Source organism: Ruegeria sp. A5 (assembly GCF_056543005.1).
In genome coordinates this window covers 1-18685 of sequence record NZ_JBQGAV010000003.1, presented here as the reverse complement: position 1 = coordinate 18685, position 18685 = coordinate 1, and the positions used below count along the sequence as shown (strand labels likewise).

The window sequence follows — 18685 nt, the reverse complement described above, 5'->3', positions numbered from 1 at the left end:
CCCTGGAATGCGTCGGCTTTCTGTTGACTTGGTACGTCCTGAGCCTTCTAGCCAGCCTGGTATCACGTATGCTGTGGGGGGAAAACTCAGCTGTCGGAGATTGAACCATCGATCAATCTTTTTAAGCTTGCGGACTGTTGGTTTGCATCCCGCCCTGGGACATTACGAATTTGTTGCGCGTAGGTCTGAAATCACTTCGGACAACAGCTCAATCCCTTTTCGGATAGAACCGGGTTGGATTGACGAGACGCCAAGACGAAAGTGGTATCTCCCTGCGGTTTTATTTGAAAAACAGGGCCCGATCGGCTCCACAATAACACCGCGTTTTAGGGCGGCTTGACATATCGTCATGGCATCCAACCGGGCCTCGGGATCAGAAAGCACAAAAACCGTTCCGCCAAATTCGCCCGTTTTCAGGAAATGGGGTAGCTTTTCACGGATCGTCGTATCAGCCAGATGCCAGCGCAGCTCATAATTCTGGCGAACCCTGCGCAACAAGCCATCATAGTACCCCAAGTTAATAAACGCGGCAGCAGTGTGCTGAAGAATCATCGGCGGATGGCGCATCATCATTCCCCGGCAATCGCGCGCGGCGTCAATAAATTCTGGCGCAGCCGCCAGATACCCCAGGCGCAAACCTGGTGAAAGACCTTTGGAAAGGCTGCCCAAATAGATCAGTCGATCCGTGTCATCCAGACTGCGCAGCGGCAGCAAAGTAGAATGCCGGTAATCCACATCGCATTCGTAATCGTCTTCGACGATGTAAAAATCATACTCTTCAGCGGCCTGCAGCAAGGCCTTGCGGCGGCGCTCGGACATCGTAACGGTGGTTGGGTGCTGGCGATTGGGGGTTACGAATACCAGGTCAGCCTCGCGCAGACGTTCATCGACGATCAGACCCTCGCTATCAATGGGTTGAAACCTTACATTCCCAAAATTTGCCTGAAGGATCTTGCGTGCATCCGGATATCCCGGATCCTCCATAACCGCAGTTTTATCGCGCCCGCCGAACAACAGGCTGGTGATAAATAACCCGTTTTGCGAACCCAATGTGATCAGGATTGAATCGCTGGGTTCAAAAATACCGCGACGGGGCAGGATGCGCTGCCGGACCTGCTCGATAAGTTCAAAGCAATCCTCGTACAGCCCGTCCGCAGACCAGATTTTCAGGTGCTTTCGATTCATGGCCAACCGAGTGCATTCGCGCCAATCCGCAACCGGGAATGCGCCATCATCGATTTGGTTGCACACAAACGGATAGTCGTACTTATACCAGTCATTCGGGCGCTGGATGGTTTCGATCTCTTCGGTGCGGCGCAGTTTGTTCAGTTTCTGGCCAATCGATGTGCGTTGTCTGGTGCTGGTTCGCCCAATCGCATCACCGTCCGTGCGAATCCCCACGTCAGAGCAGACATAATAACCCGAGCGGGGCCGGGCCTCGATCAGTTGCTCTTCTTCAAGCTTTCGATAAGCCGCGACGACCGTATTGATCGAAACATCGAGATCCCGCGCCAACCCCCGACATGAGGCAAGCTTTAGTCCAGACGGCATCAAACCTTCAAAAATGAGTCGTGAAATCTGCGAGACGATCTGATCTCGCAAACCGCTGGACTGAGTTTTGTCGATGCTCAACCGTTGTGTCATGTCCTGTCGGGCTCTAGTCGCAAATTCTGCGACGCGATTTGCAAACTGTAACCATGTTTTCAAGTGCTCCATGCAAAGTGGAAACGACGCTAAATTCCCCAATTCTGTACTGGCAATGCTGAAAGCAATAGCGCTCTTACTAAAAGCGGGTTGATGATAACTCAAAAAAGAGACTTCAGCCAACGCTATGTTTTTAAAGTACTTATACAGACCAGAGATGTGCTTAAGCAACCTGCGCTGCCATTGTTGAACTTGTAACATCTTAACGCGCGGGACTGAATCGCGGCATCGAACAGTCACTTGGCGCGATGAAATCTGTACCCATTATTACAAACAACTGTATCTTTCTCAGTCGAACTCCTTCGCGTTTGCTGTAGCGATCCGGGAAGTTCCATGTCGAAATTAGGGATCACCCGGGCCGTTCGATGCGACTAGGGAGGGAGACCATTCGCATGGTTTTGCAGGAGTGGGATATGCGTCGACTCTGTGAACAGCGATTCAGCAGACGTTTCTCTGATGTCCGTCCGAACCCCGACGCGAAGGGTCCGGTACATCAATTCAGCGCACAGATTTTTTGAGGGAGAACCAGATCCATGAAAAACACAACGAGGTTGGCATGCTGATGCGCGGTCTGGAAAAGCTGACAAGCGCAATCTCAGAAGTCATGGGCCGCATCGGCTGGTTTCTCATCTTGTATTGCATGGCTTTTGGCGTGTCGGACGTATTCATGCGCTATGTACTGAACGCGCCCTCCCAGTGGATCGGCACCACATTGCAAGCTGCGATGGTGTTGTTGGCTTGCACCGGCGGCGTCTATGCGTTGCAGCATGACAGTTTCGTCAAACTCGACCTGTTTTATGCAAACGCCAGCAAGCGGTCAAAGGCGATTTTGGATGTCCTGACGGCACCGATTGCAATCCTGTTTCTGGTCGCATTGATCTGGAAGGGTTACGAAGCCGCATCGCTGTCTCTGATGCTTAATCAGAAGACCCCCACATCCATTCCGATCCCGATTTATCCGATCAAATTTGCGATCCCACTCAGCGGTGCAATGGTTCTCTTGGTGGTCCTGAAACACTTGCTCCGCGATCTGCAAACGATCTTCGGGCGCAGTTAGGCACGCTGGCCTGGGCGCCTGCAAATACAAACGAAAATAGACTGATCCACTAACGAGGAGGAATTAACATGAAACCAAACAGGTTTGTGCACACAACCATGTGGGCAGGCGCCATAGCCTTGACCGCAAGCATTGCCGTAGCACAAGATGGGCCGCCGGATGAAGTGACCGAGTGGACCTTCCAGCCCGCATTTGACCAAACCGATGCCGGCTGGGACAACGGTCTGATCCCATGGGTTGAAGCAGTTGAAAAAGCGACTGAAGGCACCGTCAAAATCCGTGTTGAGCCCGCAGGGGCGCTGGTCAGTGGTGCAGAGGCCTTTGGCGCAGCGGCGGCTGGTCTGACCGATGGCTACGCGGGCTGGGGTTCAGTCTATGGTGGCGACATGCCCGAAGGTATGCTGGCGTTTGGCATGGCCATGGGCGCCGACAACACCGAAGAAGCGTGGGAAGTGATGTGGGGCAACCCCGACTACCGCGTTGGTGACATCGTGCAAGAGGCCGCCAACGCGCGGAACCTGCAATGGGCAGGCTGGACCAACCAGGGACCGAACGCAATGTTCACCAAGTTCCGTGTCGAAAAACTGGAAGATCTGGAAGGCCGCAAGATGCGCGCCGGTGGACCCCAGGCCATCTTCCACTCGACCATGGGCGGCGCGCCGGTCTCGATGAACGGTGGTGAGATTTACACCGCAATCAAACTGGGCACCATCGAAGGCACCTACTGGGATACAGGCGGCATCGATGACATGTCGTTCCAGGAAGTTATTGACTATGCGATTATGCCCGGCTGGAACCCTGCTCAGCACCAGGAGATCTTCATCAACCTGCAGAGCTGGAACGCCCTGACCGACTGGCAGCGCGAAAAGATCAACGGTGTTTTCGAAGAAACCTATTTCGAAACCAGCCGCATGCATGCGGAAGGTGTCGAAGAAGCGCTTCAAATCCTACGCGATGCCGGTGGTGAAGTAATCGAGCTGAGCGATGAAGAAGTTGCTCGTATGCGCGAGAAATCCATTGCCGAAGTTTGGCCGCAGGTTGCAGCCGCATCCGAGGGCAACGCCAAAGGCGTGGAAATCTTCAAGAGGTTCCTGGAAGACAAGGCGAACGCGCAATAATCCCGCGCAATGTCATCTTTCCAATATAGCTAAAACTCTTTCGCTGGCCCGATCGTCGGGCCAGCGGACCAGACGGGCGCATGTCAGTGTTAAAAGCACTGCTGACACGCAACCCGGCAAAGACCGCGCGAACGGCCACTAGGTAGGGAAACTAAAGATCATGAGCCTCGAACTAATTACAGCGCTGTATTTCTTAATACTGTTTGGGATCCTTTTCATGGGGCTGCCGGTTGCGTTCGGCTTGGGCGGAACAGCGGTTCTATTTGCCCTGGTTTTCGAACCTCGCGCGCTGTTGTCCGTGCCCAGTGCATTCTATTCAACGCCTTGGAATTCGGTACTGGTCACAGTGCCATTGTTCTTGTTCATGGGCTCACTCATAAGATTTTCGGGGATAGCCGAAACGGCCTATGACGCCGTTTACAAGCTGATCGGCCACATTCATGGTGGTCTCGCGATGGGTACAGTTCAGGTCTGTACTGTTTTTGCTGCAATCACCGGCATCACACCACCGGCGACCACCACGATGGGTCAGATCGCCTATCCTTCGATGATGCGCTACAAATATGATCGCCGTATCGCGATCGGTTGTATCGCGGCAGGCGGTGCATTGGGTGCGCTGATCCCACCAAGCGTTCCGTTCATCTTCTATGGATTGCTGGCCAAGGTTTCGATCGGTGACCTGTTCATGGCGGGGTTGCTGCCCGGCCTGATGCTGGCCACGTTCTACACGATCTACATCGGCGTACGTTGTAAAATCCAGCCCGAGCTGGGCCCCGCCCTGCCCGCCGATCAGAAATTCACCCGCACCGAAAAACTGACCGCCGTTCTCAGCATCTGGCCGTTTGCCTTACTCATCATCATCGTTCTGGGCGTCATCTGGGGCGGTATCGCGACGCCGGCGGAAGCTGCCGCATTTGGTGCCGCAGGCGCCTTTGTCATCAACTTGATCTACGGCAAACTGACCTGGGAGGTGCTGAGGGAATCGTTGGTGTCCACCTTGAAGCTCAGCGGTATGGGGCTTTGGATTCTGATTGGTGCCACCGTCTATCTTAATGTGTTCAACACGCTTGGCAGCCAGGACCTGCTGACCAATCTGGTTCTTTCCATGCCCGGCGGTGCAACCGGCATCCTGCTGATGATGATGCTGATCATCCTCGTCCTGGGTATGGTGATGGATGATTGGGCCATCATCATGCTGTGCACACCACTGTTCATCCCGATTATCGACGAATTGGGGATCGACAAGCTGTGGTTTGGCGCGCTGTTCATCGTGAACATCCAAATCGCTTACCTGACACCTCCGTTCGGTTTTGTACTGTTCTGGATCAAAGGGGTTCTGCCCAAAGATGTCAGCATGGGGGATGTCTACAATTCGGTTGGCCCGTTTGTGGCACTCCAGTTCGTTGGCCTGACCCTGATCTTCATCTTCCCGCAGATCGCCACCTGGTTGCCCAACATCCTGAAATAATCCGGAGGTACAGATGTATAACCATATCCTCGTTCCAGTCGCCCCTGATCACATCAACGATTGTGCCAAATCTCTGGATGCCGCAAGCCGCTTGCTGTTGGATGGCGGGACAGTATCGGTGCTGTCCGTTCTCGAAGAACTACCTTCGTATATCGGGTCGTACTTTCCACCTGAGCAGGTTCAGAAAAGTGTTTCTGATTTTGAGGACAAACTGAACGCATCGATGGAGTCTCCGAAGATCGGCACTCATGTTGTTACAGGTCATCCAACAAATTCCATTCTGGATTGGGCCGAGGAACATAAAGTAGACTGCATAGTGGTTGCGTCACACCAACCGGGCCTTTCGGACTATCTGATCGGTTCAACGGCTGCACGTGTGGTCCGTCATGCACATTGCAGTGTCGTGGTACTGCGCGACAAGTAGAGCAGAAGCATAACACCTGACAGGTGTTATGCGCGCAAAGTGGCTGGCCAATGAGGCCAGCTATTGTCGTTCAGAACCCTTGCATCAGCATGTCTACAGCCACGGTGATCTGCTCGAAATCATCTTTCAGATGACCCACTGGTGATTTGAGGAGTCCCACAGGAACAGCAGCCATGAACTGGGTCACCATTACAACCTGCTCACCATCTATCAGGAACTCAGGGTTGAGGCGGGTCGCTGGTTTCGGCGCATGTGCTTTTGGCAAAAGCGGCACCACTATGCGGGTATTCAGATCGCTCAAAAGATCGGTTTGCACATCCAGAAGATAGCCATCGCCGGATGGATTGGGTAATACATCGTATTTCGGCATCAGAACTGGCGAAAGCCGTCCAAGGGCAACCCGTGTTGTTCAACATATGAATTTGAGCTTTGCAGCGCTTCGGCATTTTCAGCCTTCCACTGCGCGGCCTTCGCAGCGGCAACGGCGGCACGCACTCCTTCTTCGGCGGCACGCGACAGGTTCACGTTCAGCGCTCTGGCCTCGGTGAGCAAAGCGCTATCAAGTGATAGATTGGTCGGTTTGCGTGGTTGAGCGTTCATTCTGTCTTAGCCTCCATGTGCCCGAGAATATCAATATACTATATGCGCGTCAAATATGCGCATATCTCCTAAAGGACTTCTCTGGCTTCGTGGCTCGTTCTTATGGTATTTCATTCAATGCTTATTGAACGAGAACCTAACGATTTCGGTTGAAATCGTCCTCTCATCCCCCTAATCACGACCCTACCTCGGGGTGCGCTAAAGACCGCGCTGAGATGCCAATTGGCAAACCCGTTGAACCTGAACCGGCTAGAACCGGCGGAGGGAAAGGTACAGGTTTCATCCATCCTTACCCTCTCGCCGCATTGGAGGATGATATGAAACATCTGGCAATTGCTGCGGGAATACTGACTGCGACTTCGGCTGTGGCAGCCGATAAGCCCACGTTGACCGTATATACTTACGACAGCTTCGTTTCGGACTGGGGCCCCGGCCCGAAGGTCGAAGAGGCGTTTGAAGCGCAATGCGAATGCGACCTGAACCTTGTCGGCGTCGAAGATGGCGCGGCACTGCTGTCACGCATTCGGCTGGAAGGCGAAAACAGCGACGCCGATATTGTATTGGGTTTGGATACCAACTTGATATCGGCAGCTAAAGAAACCGGCCTGTTTGCACCTCATTCAGTCACTGCCGAGTATGCTCTGCCCATCGAGTGGACCGACACAGTTTTTGCCCCCTACGACTGGGGTTACTTTGCATTTGTTCACAATGCAGATTTTGCCGCTCCTAACAGCTTCCGCGAGTTGGCAGATAGTGACATCAAGATCATCATTCAGGATCCGCGTTCATCGACGCCGGGGCTGGGTCTTCTGCTGTGGGTCAAGGCCGCGTATGGCGATGAAGCCCAAGAAATCTGGGCTGACCTTGCTGACAATATCGTGACGGTTACCAAGGGCTGGTCCGAGTCATATGGCTTGTTCCTTGAAGGTGAGGCCGACTTGGTTCTAAGCTATACGACCTCGCCAGCCTATCACCTGATTGCCGAGGAAGATGCCAGCAAAGCAGCAGCAGCCTTTGACGAAGGCCATTATATGCAGGTCGAGGTTGCGGCCAAGCTGGCCAATTCCGATCAGCCCGAGCTGGCAGATCAGTTTCTGAACTTCATGGTGTCTGACGCGTTTCAGACGATCATTCCAACAACCAACTGGATGTACCCGGCCGTAACCCCATCTTCCGGTCTGCCCGAAGGTTTTGAAACTCTAACGATCCCTCAGAAGTCTCTGCTGTTTGATCAGGACCAAGCCGCCATCGCGCGGGAACAGGCGCTTTCGGAATGGTTGGGCGCACTCAGCCAGTAAACCCACTCCCCGGTGTCAGTGCGGCGGCCATCGTTGCCGCACTGATATTGGGCACGTTGTTCATGGTGGCGGTGCGGGCAGATGCAGGCGGCGGGTTTGGTCCCGCCGACTGGGCTGCCTTACGCTTTACCCTGCTCCAGGCGACGCTCTCTGCAATGTTCAGCGCCGGTCTGGCTATTCCGGTCGCCCGCGCGCTGGCCCGCCGCCGGTTCACCGGTAGGCGCGTCCTTATCACGCTGTTGGGCGCACCTTTCATCCTGCCGGTGATCGTCGCCATTCTGGGATTGCTTCAGGTCTTTGGCCGGGCAGGATGGATCTCGGACGCGTTGGGCTATTTCGGTCTGCCGCCCATTCGAATCTATGGGCTGCACGGTGTCGTTCTGGCCCACGTATTTTTCAATCTACCTCTGGCAACACGCCTGATCTTGCAGGGTTGGCAGGAGATCCCTGCCGAGCGTTTCCGGCTAGCGGCCCAACTTGGGTGCGAAGGAATGGCAATGTTCCGTTTGATCGAACTGCCAATGCTACGCCGCATTCTGCCCGGAGTGCTGGCCGTGATCTTCGCCATTTGCCTGACCAGTTTTGCAGTTGCCCTGACGCTGGGTGGAGGGCCGCGCGCCACCACGATTGAACTCGCGATCTATCAGGCCTTTACATATGATTTTGACTTAGGGCGCGCCGCCTTACTATCCGCTTTGCAACTTGTCCTGACTGCAGCGGCTGCGTTGGGAGCCTTAAAGTTCTCGCGCGGCGACGGGTTCGGTACCGGCCTGAATCGTGAGATCAGGCGCTGGGATGGCCGAGGACCACTGCTGGATGCGTTTTGGATTATCATCGCCGCCGCGTTCCTGCTGCTACCTCTGGCATCCGTCACGATTTCGGGTATCGCTGGGCTGTTTGAGATGCCGGTTTTGGTGTTCCGTGCCGCAATAATTTCAATCTGTGTTGCCGCCGCCAGTACCATGCTCCTATTACTGCTGGCACTGCCCATGGCGACAGCCGTCGCGACAGGCCGATTCGGCATCGTCGAACTTGGCGGACTTCTTGGCCTCGCCGCCTCGCCCTTGGTCATTGGTACGGGTCTCTTTATTCTGATCCGCCCGCTGGCCAATCCTACAACTCTTGCGTTGCCGGTAACCGCGCTTGTGAACGCGGTCATGGCCTTGCCCTTCGCCCTTCGAATTTTGGTTCCCGCAGCGCGCGATGTGTTGGAACGGCACGGGCGGTTGGCGTTGGCCCTGAACATGAACAACTGGTCCTTTTTCCTGCGTGTCATGCTTCCTCGCCTGCGGCCCCAAATTGGCTTTGCCGCGGGCCTGACCGCAGCACTTTCGATGGGTGATCTGGGCGTGATCGCTCTGTTTGCGGATGCGCAGATCGCGACGTTGCCTCTGCAGATTTATCGACTCATGGGCGCATACCAGATGCAGGCCGCAGCAGGAGGCGCGCTGCTGCTGCTTATACTATCGATGGGTGTTTTCTGGGTTCTGGATCGAGGGGGTCGCTGGCATGCTGAAGCTTGACAATTGCATCATTGCAAATGGCAATTTCCAATTAAGCGCTGACTTTGAGGTCAAAGCCGGATCCAGCGTTGCGATCATCGGTCCGTCGGGGGCAGGAAAATCAACACTTCTTGAAACTATCGCGGGTTTTCGAGACCTGAGAAGTGGGCACATCCAATGGAAGGATCATGACCTATCGACATTATCACCAGGCAGTCGACCGATCGCAATGCTATTTCAAGACGGAAACCTGTTTCCTCACCTGAGCGCCGAACAGAATGTCGCCCTGGGCCTAAGGCCCAATGGAGGTTTGACCGCAGACGACCAACACCACATTCAATCGGCCCTCTGCCGCGTTGGCCTGCAGGGAATGGCGGCCAGAAAACCCGCCGAATTGTCAGGTGGTCAGCAAAGCCGCGTGGCGCTGGCGAGGATCCTTGTGCAAAAGCGTCAGGTGTTATTGCTCGACGAACCTTTTGCAGCGCTCGGGCCTGCCTTGAAAACTGAGATGCTCGATCTGGTCGCTGAATTAGTCGCCGAGACCAAAACCACCCTGCTTATGGTCAGCCACGACCCACGGGATGCGCTTCGGATAACCGACCAAACCGTATTGGTTGCGGATCAAATCGCCTATCCACCTGCTGAGACTGAGACACTCTTCAACAATCCTCCGCCAGCGCTGCGCGATTACTTGGGCTGAATGAACTGATCCAGACAAGCGTCCAGCACCTCGTGCACACGCGGACCAATCTCGGGGGCCTCCGAAGCGCGCGGGCCTGCAATGTTCAGAACAGTTACAGGGTTGGCGCTAAGCCAAGCACGTATCTGTTGCGCGCAATCGGCCTTTCCTTTTCTTATATCCACCACCAGATGCGGTTTTTCAGCATCAACTGCAAACTCAACCGTTTTCCGCGTGCCGGGACTGTCTGACGCGTCGATAAAAACAAGCGTGGCGTCACTGGCAAAGACGTTGAGCCTTGTCCGTTCAGCGACATCTTCAGACTTCGTTTCAACAAGCCCGCTGAGATGCGCAGGAATCAACCCATCCTCATTCGTTCGACCCTTCGGCACCCAGCCGCCATAGGGGATGCCATTTGCGCGGGCAAACTCCAATGCGGCAGTGTCTACGCCGGTTTGTCCACCTGATACGATTTTCTGAACACGACGCCCGAATGGGATTCCGTCTTGCTCGTCTCCCTGCGTCAACGCGCAATACCAAATTGAAACGGATCATTCTGCGCAAAGAAAAGCTTACCCTCTGCCATCACATGCGCCTGGCCAGTTAGCTGAGGGACAATGCCCCCGCCCTGCCCCGGCTGATAGGACAGCCTGTACGAACTTCCGATGATGCTTTCCTGAACGATTTCTTCCCCAGCGGACAAGCGCCGACTGGCCGCGAGGCAGGCCAGCCGGGCCGAGCTGCCGGTGCCGCATGGCGAACGGTCATAGTCATCGTCGGGGCACAGAACAAAGTTTCTGCTATGGATACCTGCATTCGGTGAGGTGCCCTGAAAGATCACATGATCAACCGGCTCGCCATTTTCGCCACCAACTTCTTGCGCAATGCAGGCTTCGCGAATTGCGATAGCCATGTCGGTCAGCGGGCGAATGTTCTCAGGCGCAACCGGGATCGGGCTTGGCTCGACAATGAAGAACCAATTGCCGCCATAAGCGACATCGCCGGTGACGGGACCATACTCTGCAGTCTCGACCGTCACGGACTGATGTACGCGGCGGCTTTCAATGTTGGTGACCTGCACGGTGTTGGCGTCCAGCAGATCAATCTTAACCTCACCTACCGGAGTTTCGATTCGGTGCGCGCCAACCTCGATCTGTCCAAGACGCGCCAATGTTACGCCCAACCCGATCGTCCCATGGCCGCACATGCCCAGTACCGCATCCGCGTCAAAGTAGATCACGCCCGCTTTGCAATCAGCACTGACCGGTTCGACAAGGAGCGCCCCGACCATGCCGGGCTGGCCGCGTGGCTCCAGTAGAACAGACTTGTAGAACCGCTCATGTTCCGTTGCCAGTCGCTTGGCGCGTTCAGCCAGTGATCCTGAACCCAAATCAGGCCCCCCGTCCAGAATGACCCGTGTGGGCATTCCACCGGTATGGCTGTCAATCACATGCATTCCGCAATGACCCCACCCTGACGAACCCAATCGGTAAACCACGACTTAAACAAGTTGTACTGTTGCTCGCAGTAATTTCGCTGGGCGTCAGATAACACGTCGGTTTCATTGAAATGCAGGCGGTATTCCTCTTCGCCGTTCAGCACCAGAAGATGCTTGTAGTAAAGAACAAGATCCGTGCCTTCGTCAAAACTTGCCAGAACGCCAAATGCCTCGTCCAACTCCCGCGCGCGCAACCGTGCTTCGGCATGTCCCTCTGCTGCCTTTTTCGAAAGCGCCGCAAGCAACAATGCCTCTTTGGGCAGCGCCGTTCCTATCCCGGTGATCGATCCGGTGGCGCCGCAATTCACAAACCCATGGTAGACTTCAGTATCGACGCCTACCATCAAAGTGACCTGATCGTCCTGCGATGTAATATGTTCGGCGGCATAGCGCAGGTCGCTCTTGCCCCCGAACTCCTTAAAGCCAACCAAATTCGGATGCTCGGCCCGCAGTGCAAAAAACAAATCCGCACAGGTGGCAAACCCATAGACAGGGCTGTTGTAGATGATCGCAGGCACGTCCGCTGCCGCAGAAAGAATAGCCTTGAAGTGGTTCTTTTGCGCGGCAACCGATGAGCCTCGTGACAGAACCCGAGGGATAACCATCAACCCTGCCGCGCCGACCTTCTGTGCATGTGCTGCGTGCGCCACAGCGGAATTCGAGTTGATGGCACCCGTCCCCACGACAACCGGCAAGCCAGCGTCGACCAGCCGTTCCACGCCCTCCATCCGTTGGGCATCCGTCAGAAGCGGCCAATCCCCCATCGAGCCACAATAGACGACAGCGGACATGCCGGCCGCGATCATCTCTTTGCCCTTTTCGACCAGCGCGTCAAAGTCAGGTGTCCTGTCGGCCTTACACGGCGTCATAAGGGCAGGCATAGTTCCAGTGAAAATAGTCCGGTCCATGAGATATCCGTTTGCTCAGGTTGGTATTGGTATTCTGCGCGAAAGCGCCGTGGCCTAACGTGTCATTCCAGCGAAACCCACAAGACCCTGGCGTCTTCCTTACTCGTAGAAATACAGCCATGCCCCATACCGCTATCGTAGTACAGAGAATCTCCGGGTTTCATCGGTAAGGGGCGGTAATGCTCGGATACGAATATCAACTCGCCACTGATAACGTACATGAATTCTTCGCCTGTGTGCCTGATCCAGTTCTCATATTCTGATATGTCACGCGCTTTTATCGTCGCGATATAAGGAAGCATTCGCTTACTGGTCAGGTCCGAGCACAGCAATTCGTGCATGTAGGTCGGCGTATTTCTTATCTCGCCTTGCCCTTTCGGCGTAAAATCACGTCGCCCCGAAATTCCCGATTGGGCGGACTGCAAGAACAGCTGTGGCGTGTTCATGTCCAAGGCCTGTGTCAGCCGCCGCACGATCTCGAAACTTGGACGTGTCTGGTTGTTTTCGATCTTTGAAAGTGTCGATCGACCGATTCCCGCTTCGCGCCCGGCCTCCTCCAATGTCCAGCCTTTTGCGCGGCGTGCATCCCGGATCGACCGACCCAAAGCCGCCCCCTCGTCCTGTTCTTCCGGTCCGGCACCATCTTTCAGGTTGTCCTCAGACATGGGAATCTCCTTGTTTTATCACAGCTTACTCATTTCCCCCGAGCCAAACAACTTTACTGTGATGAAATTTTTGTTGCCTTGCGTACACTAATTCCACTATAGGAAACAAAATTTCGTACACTGGAAACGAGATTACAGGAGGAGATCATGTTCACAAAACCGCTCACCGAGGCTGATCCCGTCATCGCTGCATCGATCGCACGCGAGGGCATACGCCAAGCTGAACAGATCGAACTGATCGCTTCCGAGAACATCGTCTCTCAGGCAGTGATCGATGCGCAGGGTTCCGTACTTACAAACAAATACGCCGAGGGCTATCCGGGTCGCCGCTATTATGGCGGGTGTGAATATGTGGATGAGGTTGAGGCCGAAGCCATTGACCGATTGAAGAAGCTGTTTGGCTGTGAATATGCAAACGTTCAGCCGCACTCGGGCGCGCAAGCCAACGGGGCGGTTAAGCTGGCACTACTCAGCCCGGGGGACACGATTCTTGGTATGTCGTTGGATGCTGGGGGTCACCTGACCCATGGCGCAAAACCTGCCCAGTCCGGCAAGTGGTTCCGTCCGGTTCAATATGGCCTGACCCAGGCCGGGCTGATTGACTATGATCAGGTTGAAGAATTGGCGAAAGCCGAAAAGCCCAAACTGATCATTGCAGGCGCATCGGCCTATTCGCAAAAGATCGATTTCGCACGCTTCCGCGCCATTGCCGACGAAGTTGGCGCATGGCTTCTGGCAGACATGGCCCACATCGCCGGCTTGGTTGCGACCGGCCTGCATCCCTCGCCCATCGGGCACGCACACATTGTTACGTCGACTACGCACAAGACGCTACGCGGTCCGCGCGGTGGGATTATTCTTACAAACGATGAAGCGCTGGCAAAAAAGATCAACTCGGCTGTTTTCCCGGGTCTGCAGGGCGGCCCCCTGATGCATGTGATCGCAGGCAAGGCAGTCGCCTTTGGTGAAGCGCTGCAGCCTGAATTCAAAGAATATATGCAGCGCGTTGTCGACAGTGCCTCGGCCCTGGCCAACGTGATGATGGCGCGCGGGTGTGACATCGTTTCGGGTGGCACTGAAAACCACCTTATGCTGGTTGATCTGCGCCCAGTCGGCGTAACCGGCAAAGACGCCGAAGCGGCGCTAGAGCGTGCAGGTTTCACCTGCAACAAAAACAGCGTTCCGGGTGATCCCGAAAAGCCCACTGTCACCAGCGGCATCCGTCTTGGTACGGCCGCAGGCTGCAGCCGTGGGTTTGGACCAGAAGAGTTCAAACAGATTGGCCACATGATCGGTGATGTGCTCGACGCGCTGGCACAATCGTCTGACGGTGACGAGACCGTCGAAAAGGAAACACGTGAAAAGGTCCGCGCGCTCTGCGCAAGCCACCCGATCTACTGAAAGAAGACCAAATGACTTACGATCTTATTGTCATCGGGGGCGGTCCGGGCGGCTATGTCGCCGCGATCCGCGCGGCACAGCTGGGCCTGAAAGTCGCTTGCGTTGAAGGCCGCAGTGCGCTTGGCGGGACCTGTTTGAATGTGGGGTGCATACCCTCCAAAGCGTTGCTGACCTCCTCGGCCAAATATGCCGAACTTGCACATCTCTCCTCCCACGGTATTGCGGTCGAGGGGGCCAGCATCGATGTGCCCGCAATGATGGGACGCAAGGACAAGATCGTAGGCGACCTGACCAAGGGCATTGCGTTTTTGTTCAAGAAAAACGGCGTTGATCTGATCGAAGGGTGGGCCAGTATTCCGGCCGCTGGTCAGGTCAAGGTAGGTGACGAAGTTCATGAGGCCAAGAACATCCTCATTGCCACTGGTTCCGAACCTATTCCGTTGCCAGGAATTGAGATTGACGAGCAAGATATCCTCAGTTCGACGAGCGCGATTGCGCTGGAGAGTGTGCCCGAGCATCTGGTGGTGATCGGTGCCGGTGTCATCGGACTGGAACTTGGGCAAGTTTGGGCGCGTCTCGGAGCTAAAGTTACGGTCGTCGAATATCTGGACCGCGTGCTGCCCGGCATGGATGGTGAAATTGCCAAACTGGCGCAACGCGGGCTGTCAAAACGTGGCCTGAAATTCCAGCTGGGCCGGGCACTGAAATCCGTCGACAAAACGGATACTGGTCTGACACTAACTGTGGACCGCGTCGGCAAGGACAAAGAAGAAGTGATCGAGGCCGACAAGGTGTTGATCGCCGTGGGTCGCCGCCCAGTCACACGTGGCCTTGGCTTGGAAGAGCTGGGCGTGGCCGTGAACCAACGCGGTTTCATTGAAGTTGATGGCGCATTTCAGACATCTGTCCCGGGCATCTACGCCATCGGTGATTGCGTTCCCGGACCTATGCTGGCGCACAAGGCCGAAGAAGATGGTGTCGCCTGTGTTGAGATGCTGGCAGGCGAAGCTGGCCACGTCGATTACAACACCGTCCCCGGCGTGGTGTACACCGACCCCGAAGTCGCCTCGGTTGGTTTGACCGAAGAAGCACTGAAAGAATCCGGTGCCGAGTATTCGGTCGGCAAATTCGCCTTCATGGCGAACTCACGCGCGCGTTCGACCGGTGAAACAGACGGTGCAGTGAAGGTTCTGGCAGACCCGAACGGCCAGATCCTGGGTGCGCATATATGCGGAGCCCATGGCGGCGATCTGATCGCTGAACTGGTTCTGGCGATGACAAAGGGCGCAACGGTGTCCGAAGTCGCTGCAACCTGCCATGCGCACCCGGCCATGGGCGAGGCCGTCAAAGAAGCCTGCCTCGACGCCCTGGGGCGCGCGATCCACGCATAAGGGAGACCAGCCAGATGACCATCCAGCTTCGTCCTCGCCACCCGGAAAAAGCCAAAAAGGCCGACAGTGTCATCCCGCGCAAGCCCAAGTGGATTCGCAAGAAAAAGGGCGACAGCGCTGAATACTATGAAACACGACGCCTCATGCGCGAGCATGATCTGGCGACGGTCTGCGAAGAAGCCGCCTGCCCCAATATCGGCGAATGCTGGTCCAAGCGTCACGCGACCATGATGATTATGGGTGAGGTCTGTACGCGGGGTTGTTCGTTCTGCAATGTCTCAACGGGTCGCCCGGATGCTCTGGATGTGTTTGAACCCGGGCGAGTCGCCGCCGCCGTCAAGAAACTGGGCCTGCGTCATGTGGTGATCACCTCGGTCGATCGCGATGATCTGGCAGATGGTGGGGCCGAGCATATCGCTCAGACCATCCGTGCCGTGCGCCATCAGAACGCCGGTACGACTGTCGAGGTTCTGACACCCGATTTTCTTGGAAAAGGCACTGCGTCAGAGATCGTATTTGAAGCGGCGCCAGACGTTTTCAACCACAATCTGGAAACTGTGCCGCACCTTTATCCAACTGTGCGACCGGGTGCACGCTATTACACCTCGCTGCGTCTGCTGGATGATGCCAAACGCGCGAACCCGGAGCTTTTTACCAAATCTGGCCTGATGGTCGGGCTTGGCGAAAGTCTGAACGATGTCCGTCAGGTCATGGACGACCTGCGCGCGGCCAATGTCGATTTCCTGACCGTCGGCCAATATCTGCAACCGACCCCTAAACACCATCCGATTGACCGGTTCTGGACACCGGAAGATTTTGCCCAACTGGAACAGATCGCGCGTTCCAAGGGCTTTTTGCACGTGTCGGCAACGCCGCTGACCCGATCATCGTTCCACGCGGACGAAGACTTTGCCGCCCTCAAGCAGGCCCGCCAGCGGGCTTTGGCGAACAGGGCATAAACCTAACGCAAATGGGAGGGAAACCATGGAAGCGTTAAATTCAATCGTAGGGGCCATCAATGGCGTCGTGTGGGGGCCGCTGATGCTGGTTCTCATTCTCGGCGTTGGCTTCTTCCTGCAGGTCGGCCTGAAGTTCATGCCGATCCTGCGCATTGGCACGGGCTTCAGCCTGCTGTTCAAAGGCCGCGAAGGTCAGGGCGAGGGCCAGATCAGCCCGTTCAACGCGCTGATGACCTCGCTATCTGCGACTATCGGTACGGGCAACATCGCTGGTGTGGCCACTGCTGTCTTCCTGGGCGGTCCGGGTGCCTTGTTCTGGATGTGGATGACCGCCCTGGTGGGCATGGCCACTAAATATGCCGAAGCTGTCTGCGCGGTGAAATACCGCGAAAAAGACGAGCTTGGTAACTATGTCGGCGGCCCGATGTACTACATCAAAAATGGCCTCGGCGCGAAATGGGCCTGGCTGGGTGTTGCATTTGCTCTGTTCGGCGCAATCGCGGCGTTCGGCATCGGCAACGGCGTACAGGCCAATGGTGTTGCACAGGTTCTGGAGTCGAACTTCGGCCTGAACACTTCGGTTACCGGCGTTGTCCTGATGGTTCTGACCGCGGCCGTGATCCTGGGCGGAATCACCCGCATCGGTGCGGTTGCAGGTAAACTGGTTCCGTTCATGGCGATTGCCTACATCGTCGCAGGCCTGCTGGTTCTACTGATCAACATCGGTAACATCGGCTCCGCTCTGTCGCTTGTTTTCACCTACGCCTTCACCCCGTCGGCCGCCGAAGGTGGTTTCGCGGGTGCTGCCGTTTGGGCCGCGATCCGCTTTGGTGTGGCACGTGGTGTTTTCTCGAACGAAGCCGGTCTGGGTTCCGCTCCGATCGCACACGCCGCAGCCGAGACCAAAGGTCCGGTCAACCAGGGCCTGATCGCGATGCTGGGTACGTTCATCGACACAATCATCGTCTGCACCATCACCGGTCTGGCGATCATCTCGTCGGGTGCGTGGACATCGGGTGAATCCGGTGCAGCACTAACCAGTCACGCGTTCGAACTGTCGCTGCCGGGTATCGGTGGGTATCTCATCGCCATCGCTCTGTCGATCTTTGCCTTTACCACCATTCTGGGCTGGTCCTTCTATGGCGAGAAATGTGTTGAGTTTCTGCTAGGCGTGAAATCCCTGATGCCCTACCGCGTCCTGTGGATCGTCATGATCTATTTTGGCGCAACAGCGGATCTGGGCTTCATCTGGCTGCTGGCCGATACGCTGAACGCGATGATGGCCATTCCGAACCTGATCGCCCTGGCGCTGCTGAGCCCGATCGTCTTCAAACTGACGAAAGAGTTCTTCGCTTCGGGCGGCAAGTCCGAAGAGCCAGGCGGCACACCCGCCGAATAATCTCGGATGAAAATACGGGGGGCCATCCCGGCCCCCCGGCTTCAAACAGAATTCCATTTCTCGAGGAGAGACGTGATGGCCACGAAAATCCTGCTGCCGATTGATCACACCGACGACCGTTCGTGGAAGAACGCCCTGCCGCTCGCACAAGAACAAGCAAAGTTCTACGGTGCCGAATTGCACGCGATTGCTGTCATTCCTGAGATCATCCAGTTGCCGAACCTGCCCGCCAACTATGGCGCAGGCGCAAAAGACCACGTGCGCAATGCGGTGCAGGCCATACTGGATCACAACGGTGCATCTGATGTGGCGATCCATATCGAAGAAGGCAGCGTCTATCGTGAGATACTGAAGCTCGCCTACAAAGAGGGCTTTGATCTGATCGTCATGGCTTCGACCAAAGGCGATTTTCCGAACTACGAGATTGGCCCGAACCTGGCCCGTGTCGTGCGCAACGCGCATTGCACCGTCACGGTTGTTCGCGACCAGTCCCGCTGATTGAAAGGTTAGTCTGATGACCGAATTAAAACGCACGCCTCTTCACGCTTTGCATGTTGAGTTGGGGGGTAAGTTGGTTGATTTTGCGGGTTGGGAGATGCCTGTTCAGTATCCGT

Annotated in this window: 19 protein-coding genes and 1 riboswitch; of the genes, 12 read left to right on the top strand and 7 right to left on the bottom strand. The window is 55.8% G+C overall.

All coding sequences use genetic code 11. The annotated features are described in order from the left end of the window. Window positions 1-162 precede the first annotated feature (162 nt). A complete protein-coding gene (locus ACR0AY_RS08510; RefSeq protein WP_170393774.1) occupies window positions 163-1644 on the bottom strand; it encodes an aminotransferase-like domain-containing protein in 1482 nt (493 codons plus the stop codon). 616 nt (window positions 1645-2260) lie between these two features. On the opposite strand from ACR0AY_RS08510, the gene ACR0AY_RS08505 reads away from it, so the two are divergent. The 4 genes from ACR0AY_RS08505 to ACR0AY_RS08490 all read left to right on the top strand — a co-directional run bounded on the left by ACR0AY_RS08505 (window position 2261) and on the right by ACR0AY_RS08490 (window position 5771). Then, window positions 2261-2761: a TRAP transporter small permease subunit gene (locus tag ACR0AY_RS08505; RefSeq protein ID WP_170393772.1), complete on the top strand. Its 501-nt coding sequence runs from the start codon at window positions 2261-2263 to the stop codon at window positions 2759-2761. A gap of 68 nt (window positions 2762-2829) precedes the next feature. Beyond that, the gene (locus ACR0AY_RS08500; protein ID WP_170511670.1) at window positions 2830-3879 is read left to right on the top strand and encodes a TRAP transporter substrate-binding protein DctP; all 1050 of its coding nucleotides are present in this window, start codon (window positions 2830-2832) and stop codon (window positions 3877-3879) included. 160 nt (window positions 3880-4039) lie between these two features. After that, window positions 4040-5347 carry a TRAP transporter large permease gene (locus tag ACR0AY_RS08495; RefSeq protein WP_170393768.1) on the top strand — a complete coding sequence of 436 codons (1308 nt, stop codon included), beginning with the start codon at window positions 4040-4042 and terminating at the stop codon, window positions 5345-5347. Between the two features lie 13 nt (window positions 5348-5360). Further along, window positions 5361-5771 (top strand): universal stress protein, encoded by a 411-nt coding sequence (locus ACR0AY_RS08490; protein WP_170511668.1) that lies wholly within the window; start codon window positions 5361-5363, stop codon window positions 5769-5771. Window positions 5772-5841: 70 nt separating this feature from the next. Here the strand turns inward: ACR0AY_RS08490 and ACR0AY_RS08485 are convergent, their stop codons facing one another. Next, complete coding sequence (locus ACR0AY_RS08485) at window positions 5842-6141, bottom strand: CcdB family protein (RefSeq protein ID WP_170511665.1); 300 nt, start codon at window positions 6139-6141, stop codon at window positions 5842-5844. Next, complete coding sequence (locus ACR0AY_RS08480) at window positions 6141-6371, bottom strand: type II toxin-antitoxin system CcdA family antitoxin (protein WP_170511663.1); 231 nt, start codon at window positions 6369-6371, stop codon at window positions 6141-6143. Before ACR0AY_RS08480 ends, ACR0AY_RS08485 begins: the two co-directional genes overlap by 1 nt. A gap of 179 nt (window positions 6372-6550) precedes the next feature. Then, a riboswitch (TPP riboswitch) is annotated at window positions 6551-6656 on the top strand. A gap of 32 nt (window positions 6657-6688) precedes the next feature. Here ACR0AY_RS08480 and thiB point away from each other — a divergent pair. From thiB to ACR0AY_RS08465, 3 genes are read left to right on the top strand one after another with little or no spacing between them, the layout of a single operon-like run. Continuing rightward, a complete protein-coding gene (thiB, locus tag ACR0AY_RS08475) occupies window positions 6689-7669 on the top strand; it encodes a thiamine ABC transporter substrate binding subunit (protein WP_170511662.1) in 981 nt (326 codons plus the stop codon). Next, window positions 7645-9192: a thiamine/thiamine pyrophosphate ABC transporter permease ThiP gene (locus ACR0AY_RS08470; RefSeq protein WP_170511660.1), complete on the top strand. Its 1548-nt coding sequence runs from the start codon at window positions 7645-7647 to the stop codon at window positions 9190-9192. The genes thiB and ACR0AY_RS08470 overlap by 25 nt, the downstream gene beginning before the upstream one ends. Further along, the gene (locus ACR0AY_RS08465; RefSeq protein WP_170511658.1) at window positions 9179-9871 is read left to right on the top strand and encodes an ATP-binding cassette domain-containing protein; all 693 of its coding nucleotides are present in this window, start codon (window positions 9179-9181) and stop codon (window positions 9869-9871) included. The genes ACR0AY_RS08470 and ACR0AY_RS08465 overlap by 14 nt, the downstream gene beginning before the upstream one ends. Here ACR0AY_RS08465 and ACR0AY_RS08460 read toward each other — a convergent pair. From ACR0AY_RS08460 to ACR0AY_RS08445, 4 genes are all read right to left on the bottom strand, one after another. Next, entirely contained in the window at window positions 9859-10377 is a 519-nt protein-coding gene (locus ACR0AY_RS08460) for a putative molybdenum carrier protein (protein ID WP_170511656.1), read from the bottom strand. The genes ACR0AY_RS08465 and ACR0AY_RS08460 overlap by 13 nt on opposite strands. Further along, entirely contained in the window at window positions 10374-11306 is a 933-nt protein-coding gene (locus tag ACR0AY_RS08455; protein ID WP_170511654.1) for a 4-hydroxyproline epimerase, read from the bottom strand. Before ACR0AY_RS08455 ends, ACR0AY_RS08460 begins: the two co-directional genes overlap by 4 nt. Continuing rightward, window positions 11297-12256, bottom strand: a complete 960-nt coding sequence (locus tag ACR0AY_RS08450) for a dihydrodipicolinate synthase family protein (RefSeq protein WP_170511652.1) — start codon at window positions 12254-12256, stop codon at window positions 11297-11299. The genes ACR0AY_RS08455 and ACR0AY_RS08450 overlap by 10 nt, the downstream gene beginning before the upstream one ends. Before the next feature lie 62 nt (window positions 12257-12318). Next, window positions 12319-12921, bottom strand: a complete 603-nt coding sequence (locus tag ACR0AY_RS08445; RefSeq protein WP_170393747.1) for a helix-turn-helix domain-containing protein — start codon at window positions 12919-12921, stop codon at window positions 12319-12321. Between the two features lie 147 nt (window positions 12922-13068). Here ACR0AY_RS08445 and glyA point away from each other — a divergent pair, with 147 nt between their 5' ends. The 5 genes from glyA to ACR0AY_RS08420 all read left to right on the top strand — a co-directional run bounded on the left by glyA (window position 13069) and on the right by ACR0AY_RS08420 (window position 18569). Continuing rightward, window positions 13069-14322, top strand: coding sequence for a serine hydroxymethyltransferase (glyA, locus tag ACR0AY_RS08440; protein ID WP_170465569.1), 1254 nt, complete (start codon window positions 13069-13071; stop codon window positions 14320-14322). A gap of 11 nt (window positions 14323-14333) precedes the next feature. Continuing rightward, on the top strand, window positions 14334-15713 hold the full coding sequence (gene lpdA, locus ACR0AY_RS08435) for a dihydrolipoyl dehydrogenase (protein ID WP_170511649.1): 1380 nt from the start codon (window positions 14334-14336) through the stop codon (window positions 15711-15713). A gap of 14 nt (window positions 15714-15727) precedes the next feature. Further along, complete coding sequence (gene lipA, locus ACR0AY_RS08430; protein ID WP_170511646.1) at window positions 15728-16672, top strand: lipoyl synthase; 945 nt, start codon at window positions 15728-15730, stop codon at window positions 16670-16672. A gap of 25 nt (window positions 16673-16697) precedes the next feature. Next, window positions 16698-18071 carry an alanine/glycine:cation symporter family protein gene (locus ACR0AY_RS08425; RefSeq protein ID WP_170393738.1) on the top strand — a complete coding sequence of 458 codons (1374 nt, stop codon included), beginning with the start codon at window positions 16698-16700 and terminating at the stop codon, window positions 18069-18071. Between the two features lie 75 nt (window positions 18072-18146). Then, the gene (locus tag ACR0AY_RS08420) at window positions 18147-18569 is read left to right on the top strand and encodes a universal stress protein (protein WP_170393736.1); all 423 of its coding nucleotides are present in this window, start codon (window positions 18147-18149) and stop codon (window positions 18567-18569) included. The last annotated feature ends 116 nt before the right edge of the window (window positions 18570-18685 follow it).